Origin of the sequence: Leptospira yanagawae serovar Saopaulo str. Sao Paulo = ATCC 700523, assembly GCF_000332475.2 — a bacterium.
GTDB lineage: Bacteria > Spirochaetota > Leptospiria > Leptospirales > Leptospiraceae > Leptospira_A > Leptospira_A yanagawae.
In genome coordinates this window covers 1-12,041 of sequence record NZ_AOGX02000016.1, presented here as the reverse complement: position 1 = coordinate 12,041, position 12,041 = coordinate 1, and the positions used below count along the sequence as shown (strand labels likewise).

At 36.2% G+C, this 12,041-nt stretch carries 9 protein-coding genes; all 9 read left to right on the top strand.

All coding sequences use genetic code 11. The features are described from left to right. Positions 1-54: 54 nt before the first annotated feature. The gene (locus tag LEP1GSC202_RS10020; protein WP_015677724.1) at positions 55-486 is read left to right on the top strand and encodes a universal stress protein; all 432 of its coding nucleotides are present in this window, start codon (positions 55-57) and stop codon (positions 484-486) included. 103 nt (positions 487-589) lie between these two features. Then, on the top strand, positions 590-1,849 hold the full coding sequence (locus LEP1GSC202_RS10015) for an AfsA-related hotdog domain-containing protein (RefSeq protein ID WP_015677807.1): 1,260 nt from the start codon (positions 590-592) through the stop codon (positions 1,847-1,849). Beyond that, positions 1,846-2,610 carry an SDR family NAD(P)-dependent oxidoreductase gene (locus tag LEP1GSC202_RS10010; protein ID WP_015677685.1) on the top strand — a complete coding sequence of 255 codons (765 nt, stop codon included), beginning with the start codon at positions 1,846-1,848 and terminating at the stop codon, positions 2,608-2,610. The genes LEP1GSC202_RS10015 and LEP1GSC202_RS10010 overlap by 4 nt, the downstream gene beginning before the upstream one ends. Positions 2,611-2,619: 9 nt before the next feature. Then, positions 2,620-8,334 (top strand): protein kinase domain-containing protein, encoded by a 5,715-nt coding sequence (locus LEP1GSC202_RS10005; RefSeq protein WP_015677794.1) that lies wholly within the window; start codon positions 2,620-2,622, stop codon positions 8,332-8,334. Positions 8,335-8,342: 8 nt separating this feature from the next. Beyond that, positions 8,343-8,726 (top strand): holo-ACP synthase, encoded by a 384-nt coding sequence (gene acpS, locus LEP1GSC202_RS10000; protein WP_015677722.1) that lies wholly within the window; start codon positions 8,343-8,345, stop codon positions 8,724-8,726. Next, positions 8,726-8,947 carry a tetratricopeptide repeat protein gene (locus tag LEP1GSC202_RS09995; protein ID WP_039928826.1) on the top strand — a complete coding sequence of 74 codons (222 nt, stop codon included), beginning with the start codon at positions 8,726-8,728 and terminating at the stop codon, positions 8,945-8,947. The genes acpS and LEP1GSC202_RS09995 overlap by 1 nt, the downstream gene beginning before the upstream one ends. Positions 8,948-8,952: 5 nt before the next feature. Next, entirely contained in the window at positions 8,953-9,321 is a 369-nt protein-coding gene (locus tag LEP1GSC202_RS09990) for a bactofilin family protein (RefSeq protein WP_015677744.1), read from the top strand. Between the two features lies 1 nt (position 9,322). Next, positions 9,323-11,104, top strand: a complete 1,782-nt coding sequence (locus tag LEP1GSC202_RS09985; protein ID WP_015677640.1) for a sensor histidine kinase — start codon at positions 9,323-9,325, stop codon at positions 11,102-11,104. Next, positions 11,101-11,958 (top strand): SDR family NAD(P)-dependent oxidoreductase, encoded by an 858-nt coding sequence (locus LEP1GSC202_RS09980; protein ID WP_015677761.1) that lies wholly within the window; start codon positions 11,101-11,103, stop codon positions 11,956-11,958. The genes LEP1GSC202_RS09985 and LEP1GSC202_RS09980 overlap by 4 nt, the downstream gene beginning before the upstream one ends. The last annotated feature ends 83 nt before the right edge of the window (positions 11,959-12,041 follow it).

The window sequence follows — 12,041 nt, the reverse complement described above, 5'->3', positions numbered from 1 at the left end:
ATTATCAAAGGAAATTCACTTTCCCATCTGTTTCGGATATGGTAGAATCGATACATGGAAAAATTGATTCAAAAACTCATCATCCCTATTGATGGTTCCCCCAGTTCTGCCAAAGCTTTAGAATTTGGGCTCGCAATTGCCAAAGCCAGTAATGCCGTTTGTTACGTTGTAGAAGTCATCGAAGATTTTGGACCTTTACCAGGTTACTATGATGCAGCGCCACCTGGAAAAGACCGAGTGAAATGGATCTCTGAGCAAAGATTCGAAAAAATCCACCCTATCTTAGATGAGACATCTGTGAAGTGGAACCGAGTTGTATTGGAAGGTTATCCTGCTGAAGAAATATGCAAATTGGCCGAAAAAGAAAAAGCAGATTTGATTGTGATTGGTAGCCGCGGCCACGGAATCTTAGGCCGATTCATCATGGGAAGTGTCTCCGATCGTGTTGTGCATTATGCACCATGCTCAGTAACGGTTGTTAGGTGAAATTGGCTTAATTTTGTCAAATCGATGTTAAATTACTTGCACTGAAATGTATCCCATTGGAATCTACGGACTAATCCTAGAGTAGATTCCTGGTTGATACAAAATGAAGGTTTCCGAAAAAGAAGAGATCCCCGAAAGTTTACCTCTCGATAAACGATTCACAAGAACATATTTTCAAGACGATAGTTTTGTTGCCAATATCAGAAGGGCATTGCCTAGAATGATTGAGGCTGATGTTTTTAATCATTCTGTATTATCGAACCTAAATCAAAAAGACAAAGACTTTCTCCTCCAATACTACCGAGAGAGAAACGACACGACTGGAAATTATTTCCAACTTAAAACCATACCATATCGAATACGCAAAGAATCTGCGGAACGAATTTTAAGTGAAGCCAATATTGGTATTGCTGGTAGAGAATTTTTAAGTCAGTTCTATCATTATGATGAAGAGATCGAACAATTTGTTTTAAAGGATGCAGTGACAGAGGCAGACGAAATCCGCATATTGCAAATGATCAAACGTAGAGATTATTATATTGGCAATGTGGAAAAATCTATGATCTCAGCAATCTTTGAACGTTTTCCTGAGATACCAAAAAAGGATACATTTTTTGCCAATTTGTACATCCCTCCGAATCATAAGTATTATTCACCTCCCAACTTAAAACATATTTCTGGAATGCAAATTGTGGAAGCTTCCAGACAATTTGGAATCGCATGCAATCATATGTATGGGAAAGTTCCATTTGAAGATGTTACTTTTTTATTATTATACCTAAACTCTGAGTTTTTGCAGTACGCAAAAATGAATATGCCAATTAAACTCCGAGCAAAAGCGAAAGAAGTGAAATTCAGCAAAGCAGGGTATTGGAACTACTCAAAATTAGAAATCACTGCATACCAAGAAAACCAAGAAATCACTCGGATCGAAATGGCAGCAAGTATCCTCCCTCTCAAAGTGTACAAACGCCTCAAGAGTACTCAGGAAGAAATTTATGAAATTGATCCCAGATTTCGAATTTTGGATCGGTTTAAGAATAATATCTCCATACGTGAAAATGGCCGGAACATCGTTTCAACCATAGAAAATATATCCAATTCTGGGTTTATGGTGCGCTGCTCAGGGGCTCATCCGGGCAGTATTTTTGCAGCGCAACGTTTAGAATTTTTTATGCATTTTGATATTGTTGGTTTCGTACATGGAACTTGTACTTTATTATGGATAAAAGAAGACGATAATAATGAGGATACCTTCTTCGCCGGATTCCGATTTGATGAAATTTCGGATTTGGACAAAGCAAATGTGAAGGAAGCCATCAATCGTTATGGTCGATTGATAGAAGATAGGGAAATCCAATGAAAGAGAATAAAGTAGCAATAGTCACTGGAGGAACATCGGGATTAGGGCGATCTATCGTTTTGGAATTTGCTAACGCAGGTTATGTGGTAGGGTTTTGTGGACGCCGTAAACAAGAGGGAGAAGATACACTTTCCCTTCTTCAAAAACAAGGTGGTAAGGGACTCTTTATTAAATGTGATGTCACACAATCGGAAGCGGTTCGTAATTTTGTTGAAGCAGTTGTGGGAGAGTATGGAAAAATAGATGTCGCTGTAAACAATGCAGGCATCTCAGGTGTTCTAAAAACCACAGCAGAATATCCATTAGATATTTTTGATTCTGTAATGGATGTAAATTTAAAAGGAACTTTTCTTTCGATGCAATTTGAATTAAAACAATTTTTAAAACAAGGGAATGGTGGTGCTATCATCAACGTTTCTTCTGCTTTAGGACTTCGAGGAAAAGAAAAAGCAGGTCCTTACTCCATGACAAAACATGGGATCATAGGGCTTACGAAATCAGCTGCATTGGAATATGGATCAAATGGAATTCGAGTGATTGCACTTTGCCCGGGTGGAATTCAAACAGATATGGATGATGTTTTTTATGCAAATGTTCCAAATCCTGAAGAAGTAAAAAAGGAAAGAATGAAATCGTATGCACTGGGAAGGATGGCAACTCCTGAAGAAGTCGCAAAAACATGTGTTTGGTTATGCGGTGAAGGTGCTGCTTTTATTACAGGTGCAGTGATTCCTGTTGACGGCGGGAAAACGGCTAAATAAGGATTTCATTTGTTTAAGATCGGAAAATATAACGTCACAAAAGAACTTCATTTAGGTAAAAGAAGTTCTGTATACATCGGATCTGATGAAAAAGAAAATCCGATTGTGGTGAAATTATTAAACCGGGATTATCCAGACAACCATGAGATCACAAGATTTAAGAACGAATACGAAATATTAAAATCTTTAGATTCCACTTATACTTTAAAACCGATAAGTTTTGAATCATATCAAAATACAGTAGCTATTGTTTTTCCTTATGTAAATTATACCGATCTCGCCAAACTCCAATTGAGTGGTAAGTATGGGAGTTTGCAGAGTTTTTTAAGTATCTCGATCGAAATTTGTAAAGCGCTTGTTGACATCCATAAAGCCAAAATCGTTCACAACGATATCAAAGCACAAAATGTGATTTACCAACCAGAATCTGGCAAAATCAAAATTATTGATTTTGGGTCGGCGACCCTTCTTACACATAGAAGTTTTTATCTACCATTAAACCAAAATTTAACCGGTACACTCGCGCACATTTCACCTGAACAAACAGGTCGTATGAACCGAACTGTGGATTACCGAACCGACTTTTATTCGTTAGGTGTTACGTTATACCAACTCATCACCGGTGAATTACCATTTTTGTATACCGATAGTTTGGAGATGGTACATGCACATTTAGCTCGGACTCCTTTGCCTCCAAAAGAAAGGAGTATGGCTCCTAAAATCATATCTGACTTGATTATGAAACTTTTGGAAAAAAATCCAGAAGATCGTTACCAAACTGCATCAGGATTATTATCCGACCTTATTACAATTCAATCTATATTTTTGGAAAGTGGAAAAGAGGAATTGGACACGTTCCAGATGGAACTTGCAAAAAATGATAAATCATCACGTTTCCAGATTCCAAAAAAATTATATGGAAGGGAGTCTCAGTTACAAACTTTCCAAGAAAAGTTTTTAAATTCAACTGAAGGAAAAATTGAAACGTTTTTAATTTCAGGTCGATCTGGAATTGGAAAGTCTGCTCTTATCAATGAAATTCAAAAACCTGTCACTATCGAAAGAGCCTATTTTACTTCAGGGAAATATGATTTATACAAAAAGTCAATTCCTTACCGTGCTATCAACTTGGCATTACAAAGTTTGGTAAAACAACTATTAGCTGAAAATGAAACTGCTGTTACAAATTGGAAAAAAACTTTAATCGAAACACTTGGCGCAAATGCAAAGTTAATTGTGGATGTTGTCCCAGAATTGTCTCAACTTTTAGGTGAGGTGACACAACCTCCTGAACTGGATACCCAAGAAACAGAAAATCGATTTCATATCGTGTTTAGAAAGTTTTTGCGTACGATTTGTACGAAGGAACATCCGGTTGTTATGTTTTTGGATGATTTGCAATGGGCTGATTCCTCAAGCATCCTACTTTTGAAGGAAGTGATCACGGACCCAGAAATATCATATTTTTTTATTATTTTATCTTACCGGGATAATGAAGTTTATCCAACAGATCCATTTTTTCGACTTTTGGAAGAGCTAAGAGAATCAAAAACCGCAATCACTGAAATTAAATTAGAACCTCTCAGTGAAAAAGATATCTCAGTATTAGTTTCCGAAACTTTGTCATTGCCTGAAACCGAAATTGCAAACATCGCCGAAATCATTTGGAAAAAAACAAAAGGAAATCCTTTTCATGTGAACGAGATGTTTAAAAATCTCTATGAAAGGTCCTATATTCGTTTTTCTGAAAATCGATGGGTTTGGGATAAAGAAAAAATCAATACCGTCAACATTTCAGAAAATGTGATCGATTTGATTGTTGATAAAATCAACTCATTACCTGCCAATCTGATTGAGACTTTAAAATTAACCGCTTGTATCGGGAACTGGTTTCGGCATGATATTTATGCAACGATTGCAGAACGACCGTTTCACTTGGCTTCGCTCGATTTAGTAGCATTGGCGAACGAAGAATTTTTGATTCTTGGATTGGAAGATGCAAATTTCACTCATGATAAAATACGTGAGGCAATTTATAAAATCATTTCTCCTGAAGAAAAATCCAAATTACATTACAAAATTGGAAAAACATACTTATCTATTCTTTATAAATACAAACTTGAAGACCATCTGTTTACGATTGTTAACCAACTCAATTTGGGAGCTTCCGAAATCAAAGTTGACCAAGAGTTGGTTCAACTCAGAACATTAAATGAAAAAGCAGGTTTTAAAGCATTAAACTCATCTGCTTATGATGCGGCTTTTAGTTTTTTTGAACGTATGGTTCGACAAATGGATGATTCTGAGTGGAATACTCAGTATGAAAATACATTACGCCTCCATTTGGCACATGCAAGATCTGCTTATTTATCTAAAAATTTCGAAACTGCTGAAACAAGTTTTAACTACATTTTAAAACATGTTAGAACTGATTTAGATAAAATTTTGGTGTATGAGTTACAATCTTCGATGCTTGTCACTCAAAATAAAATGAAAGAGGTCCTTGTTACACTAAAGCAAGCCTTGCGACTTTTAGGTGTTAGGTTACCAAAAAATGCAACTACCCTTTCTCCTTTACGAGAAATCTTTAAATTTAAGTTAAAGATAGGGCGCAGATCAATTGAGGAATTGGAACATTTACCGATTGCAACTGACCTTAAGTATTTGGCTATCATGCGATTATTGAACGCATGTATTGCACCATCTTTTTTAGCAGAACCAAATTTGTTCCCTGTGATTGTTTTAAAAATGGTAAATTACAGTTTGGTTCATGGATTATGTGAGCATAGTGCCTTTGGATTTTGTGCCATGGGAATTATCCAAGGTTCCGGTTTAGGGAATTATGAATTAGGATTAAATTTTGGTTCGTTAGGTGTTAAGTTAATTGATGTATTAAATGCAACAACATTCAAATGTAGAACTCTATTTATGTATGCTTGTATGATCTCTCCTTGGAAAAAACACGCAAAGGAAGGTAAAGCGATATTTTGGGATAGTTTTCTTGCAGGAATGGAAACGGGTGATTTACAATATGCTTCCTATTCTTTAAATAATATACATTTCCAAGGATTGTTGTATCGGGAAAATTTAGACGATTTGTATAAAAGCCAACTTCGTTATGATTCTTCTCTTTTGAGTCTTCGACAACACCACGCATACCAAGTTCATCGATTGAATATGCAAATGGTAGAAAATATGCGGAGTGAATCTGCAAATCCATTGAGTTTAGATGGTAGGTATTTTTCGGAATCTGAGATAGTAAAAGAATGGCAAGTCACGGGTAATGCCAATGCATTATTCGATTATTATTTGTGTACACTCCGGTTACAATACTTTTTAGGAGATATTGAAAAGGCATTTGAAGCTTCCATCAAACTAGATTCCTTGGAAGGTGCTATGTTTGGGATGATGTTTGTACCCGAACATGTTTTTTTTGGAGCCTTGGTTGTGTATGAATTATTGAACAATCAAATACAACCGAATTCATATTCAAAAAAACGATTAGAAAAAAGATTAAAAACATTTTCAAATCGTTTGAAAGTATGGGCTAAAAGTTCGCCAGATAATTTTGGACACAAATTTGAAATCATTTCCGCAATCCAACTTTACTTAAACAACAGCAAGTCAGAAGCCGTTGTCACGTGTAAGGCGGCCATCACATCTGCTAGAGAGTCTGGTTATATATTGGAAGAGGCGATTGCAAATGAAATTTTGGTACGGATGTGGAAAGAAACTGGATTCGATCAGTATAGCAATTTACACCTTGTAGAAGCACACTACCGATATGGAAAGTATGGTTTTATTGCTAAAGTCAAACAATTAGAAGCCAATCATATCTCTCTCAAAAAATACATTGGTCGGAATTTTAGAACGGATTCCACAGATAACCTATCTCTGTTTAGTACTACAAAAGACATTTTTGGTGACGTAGGATCAACTCTTGACATCAATACTGTCATCAAGGCATCACAAACCATATCCGGAGAAATCCAACTCAATCGATTATTAGAAAAAATGATGAAAATCATTTTAGAGAATGCAGGAGCAGAACGAGGATATTTCATTCTCAATTTGGAATCCAAATGGCAGGTGATCGCGGAATCAAATTTAGAAACAGAAACAGTTTCTGTTTATTCGGAATCACCGTTTGAATTGGATTTTACGCAACCAATTGCATCCATTAACCAAGGGAAGATTCCTTCGCAAATCATTAGTTATGTGGTAAGAACTGGAGTTGTAGTGATTTGTGGAGATGCAGCAAAAGAAGGTGAGTTTAAAAACGATCCTTATGTGAAATCTTTTTGTCCTAAGTCATTATTATGTTACCCTATTTTTAGTCATGGAACAGTTGTCGGAATTGTTTATTTGGAAAACAATTTGACTACCGATGCATTTACACCAGGTAGAGTCGAAATTCTCAAAATATTATCATCCCAAATTGCTGTTTCCATCGAAAACTCTTTATTGTATAGTAATTTGGAACAAAAAGTTGATGAACGAACCAAAGAGTTGAATTCAGCTCTTGCGGAAGTGAAAGGGCTAAAAGAACAACAGGATGGTGATTATTTTTTAGCATCATTACTCATAGAGCCACTCACACAAAATCATGCAATCTCATCCAACATGAATATCCAGTTCCTTACAGAACAAAAAAAGAAATTCACATATAAACATTGGAACTCCGAAATTGGTGGAGATTTATGTGTATCATCTTCCATTCAGTTACAAAATAAAAAATACATTGTAGTGTTGAATGGTGATGCCATGGGTAAATCCATGCAAGGAGCAAGTGGAGCGCTTGTGATTGGTTCCGTTTTTGAGGCCATCATCAAACGGAATGGACAATCAGAAGAGGTGAGAGATATCACACCAGAAAAATGGGTGAGTAATGCTTATTCTGAATTGCATAATACATTGGTTACATTTGATGGTTCGATGTTGATATCGATGTTCCTTTGTTTGATCGATGATGAAACTGGATTTTTTTATTTTTTAAACGCTGAACATCCAAGGCCTGTCATCTATCGAGATGGAAAAACATTTTTTCTTCCACATAACTACGTTTGTGCGAAGTTAGGGTTACTTGCTTCCAAAAAAAATTTACAAATTAATACCTTCCAAATGGAAAAAGGTGATGTCCTTTTAATAGGATCTGACGGGCGAGATGATATTTTGATTGGATCCGAAGAAGAAATGGAAGTGAATGAAGATGATGAATTGTTTTTAAAAACATCATTAGAAGGAATGGGTGATTTAAATTTAATTCGAGATGCAATCAAAAAACATGGAGATCTCATCGATGATCTTTCCCTGATCCGAGTGGAATATACAGGAATTGGGTCTGAGATCATCATCCCCAAATCCCATCCAAAACACATTGTATATTTAAGAGCACTAACTTTATACAAACAAAAACAATGGGTTGAAGTTGAAAAAATGATTTCGTCACATTTTTCGGACATCACTTCTGCACCATTGTCCTTTCAAAAAATCTATTTGTATACGGAACATCGTGTCAAAGCTTTCCCACTTCAGTTTGCAGTTTCTTATGTACAAAAAAATCCTTCGGATAGTTTGACACTATTTTATATCGCAGAGGCCTTGTTTGCGAATGGTGACTACAGTGCCGCTTTTGACTATTCAGAACGAGTTAAACTACGGAGACCTTACCACAAGGAAAACAACCGATTATTTGCTCGACTCACAGAACTTCGGCGTAAATAAATTCAGATATGATATCAGTCGGGAACGACATCGTCGAAAATGAACGAATTCGAGATTTATTACAAAAACATGGCGACAGGTTTTTGAAACGAGTTTTCACGGATGACGAAGTGGAATATTGCCATAAACACAAAGACCCCGTTCCATTTTTAGCGGGTCGATTTGCCTGCAAAGAAGCTGTCATCAAGGCTCTGAATTTGGAACCTGGGGAAGTTGCTGATATGCGCGAGATTGAACTTGCTGGCACCAATTTCGGGAAAAAAACGCTAGTCATCCATGGGAAAACTGAGAAGTTTTTCCGAGAGAAAGGATTTAAAGGTAGTTCAGTGTCCATAAGCCATGCGGACCACTATTCTACTGCTGTGGTCGTATTCTATAAGGAGCTCCAATGATCGTTAGTGATAAAATGAAGTCAGTTTTGGTCCATTACAACCAAGGCCTTACATTGTACAAATCGCGTAAATTTGCAGAAGCAAAAGAAGAATTCAAAAAAGCATTGGCAATCCATCCAGAAGACGGCCCGTCCAAACTTTATATTGAACGTTGTGATGATTACATCGCAGATCCCCCTCCAGAAGACTGGGACGGGGTATACAACATGAAAACTAAATAGGGACTATGTCAAAAAAAGAAATGCAACCAACTATCACAGAACATGGTGTAATCGCCACCATCCTTGGAAAAGAAACTGCCTTTAGTGGAACCTTAGCGTTTAAAAAACCACTTCAAATCTCAGGAGATTTCACTGGTGAAATTATATCAGATGGATATTTGGTAATCAGTGAAGGCGCTAGAGTCAAAGCAAACATCAAAGCAGGAACCGTTGTTGTTGGTGGAACGATCATTGGTAATGTAACGGCAACTCAAAGATTAGAAATGTTATCCACTGGCAAGGTCCAAGGCAACATTCGAACTGCAAAATTACAAATCGCTGATGGTGTTATTTTCGATGGTAACTGCGAAATGTTAAGCAGCGACGAGACTTAGTTTGTGGCAATTCCATCCATATAGCGTACTTTTACTTCTAGCATTTAGCTTCAATCTTGGATTGGGGCTATTTGTCATCAAATCCTTCCGACTCAACTTAGTTAAATATTTATTGATTTTAGTTTTTGGATCCATGGTTTGGACCGGATTCTATGCAATTGATTTCATTTATATAAGCACAAGCCTACATAGAACATTCATTAGTATTTTATATATGGGTGTTGCGATTGCGAATATGGGGATGGTCCTTGTATCCATTGAGTTTACAAACAATAGGCATTTGTTAACCAAACGATTTTGGGTATTGTTATCAGTCCAACCACTTTTAACTTTGGCTGTTTGTGTTTTGGATCCGATTTTCAAAACATTAACATTAGATACTTACCTAATCAATATCAACGGTAGAATTCAATGGATCCAAGAAACGAATGTTGGTGGTTTCATTGTATCCTATTTCATTTCGTTTTTTTGGTCAATCTTTGTCGCGATTTTGTTATTACGTGGAATTATCAAATCAAATCAGACAGAGAGAAATCGGTATTTATTGATATTAATTTCTTATCTCTTCATATGGGTTACAGCCATTTTGCACAAAATAGGAATTAGGCCACTGCCTGGACTTAATGTAACTTCCGTTATGAGCACAATCCAAGTGATACTTATTTTCTTTGCGATTGGATATTACCGGATGTTCGATTTGGTTCCTCTCGTGAGAGGTGAAATTGTAGACGAATTGGATGAAGCGGTAGTAATTTTAGATTTTAATCATAGGGTTGTGGATTGGAATAGTACCGCAGAAAATTTATTTTCGATTAAAACCAAAAATGTTGCCTTGTTGCCTCATCAAATTTTTTTCCAAAATACTCCCGAGTTGATTTCCAAATTGGATCTTTTGTCTGAAAAACGGACCATTACAAAATGGATTTGGGAAAAAAATCAAAAATACTGGGAAGTTACCGCAAAACAAGTACGAGATGCCAATCGTAAAAAAATTGGGATGGTTTTAGTATTTCGAGACATTACAGAACAACGTAATTTAGAAAAACAAATGGCAAATGTGAATCGTGAACTTCTTTTGGCCAATGCAACAAAAGATCGTTTTTTATCCATTATTTCCCACGATTTACGTGGTCCCCTCGCTGGGATCAAAATGTTACTCAAAGTTTTAAATGAAGATATGAAAAAAAAAGAGGATGCATTGGCTGGAATGACCCAATCACTTGTTGATGCAACGGAATCTGTTTTTTCATTATTAGAAAACTTACTGGAATGGTCTAAACTACAAAGAGGCCAAGAAGAGTTTCGTCCCAATTACTACCGGTTAGATGCTATTGTATTGGAATGTATTGAATTGTTTGCCTTAAATGCAAAAAACAAAGGGATTCAATTTGAATTAAATATTCCGAATCATGCTATGGTGTACTGTGATGACAGGATGATCATTACTGTCATGAGAAATTTAATTTCCAATGCCCTTAAATTTAGCCACCAAAATAGCAAAATTGAAATCCAAGCCATTGATACTGGGTTACACTGGTTAGTTTCTGTAAAAGATTTTGGTGTTGGGATGTCTAAATCTACAATGAATAAATTATTTAAAGCCGGGGAAGTGATTAAATCGGTTGGAACGCAAGGAGAAACCGGGAACGGGATTGGATTGTTATTGTGTTCCGAGTTTGTATCAGTGAATGGAGGAACGTTAACAGGTGATAGTGATGGTGTAAACGGTTCTTTATTTCAATTTAGTCTGCCAAAAAAACAAAAAGAGGAAGTATTTGTATGAGCCAAGTCATTTTAGTAACTGGAGCTACTGATGGAATCGGAAGAGTCTGTGCCCATTCTTTTGCAAAATCCAAACATGAATTGATATTAGTAGGAAGGAACAAAGATAAACTTTCAGCTTTGGCTTATAGTTTGCAAGTTCATGGAATAACCGTACATTCCTATGTTACGGATCTTTCCCTTGTCAAAGATACGTTTGCTTTAGCAGAAATCATTCGCAACAACCATCCAAAAATTGATGTTCTATTGAATAATGCTGGTGCCTACTTTGATAAACGAACTGTCACAAACGAAGGATTAGAATCAACATTTGCTTTAAACCATTTAAATTATTTTATTTTGTCACTCGGTTTATTGCCTTCGTTAAAGGCAGCAGAGCAAGGTCGTATTATCAATGTTGCTTCAAGAGCGCACGAAGGTGTGGAATTGGACTTCAAAGACCTTTTAGCGGAAAATCAATACTCTGGTTGGAAACAATACCAAAGATCTAAATTGATGAATATTTATTTTAGTTATGAACTAGCAGAGAGATTGAACCAAACAAAGATTACAGTAAATTGTTTACACCCTGGTTTTGTGAAAACAAAGTTTGGCCAAAACAATGAAGGTTTAGCCAAAATTCTTTTAACCATTGCACAGAACATTTTTGCAATTTCAGAAGACAAGGGTGCTGAAACTTCGATTTTCCTTGCAACAGATCCAAGTCTTTCTTCTACCTCAGGAAAGTATTTTGTAAAAAAGAAAGAATCAAAAAGTTCTCCCGTTTCTTATGATAAAACGGCAAGAAGGAATTTATGGACATATACGGAAGACCTTCTTAAACATAAGTTTTCTTTAAAATTTCCAGGTGCTTAATATGGGCTATATCCATCAAAAAAACCCTTCAATCATTCCTGTTCCAGGAAACAAAACAATAGAAGAACATTTACTAGAGGCGT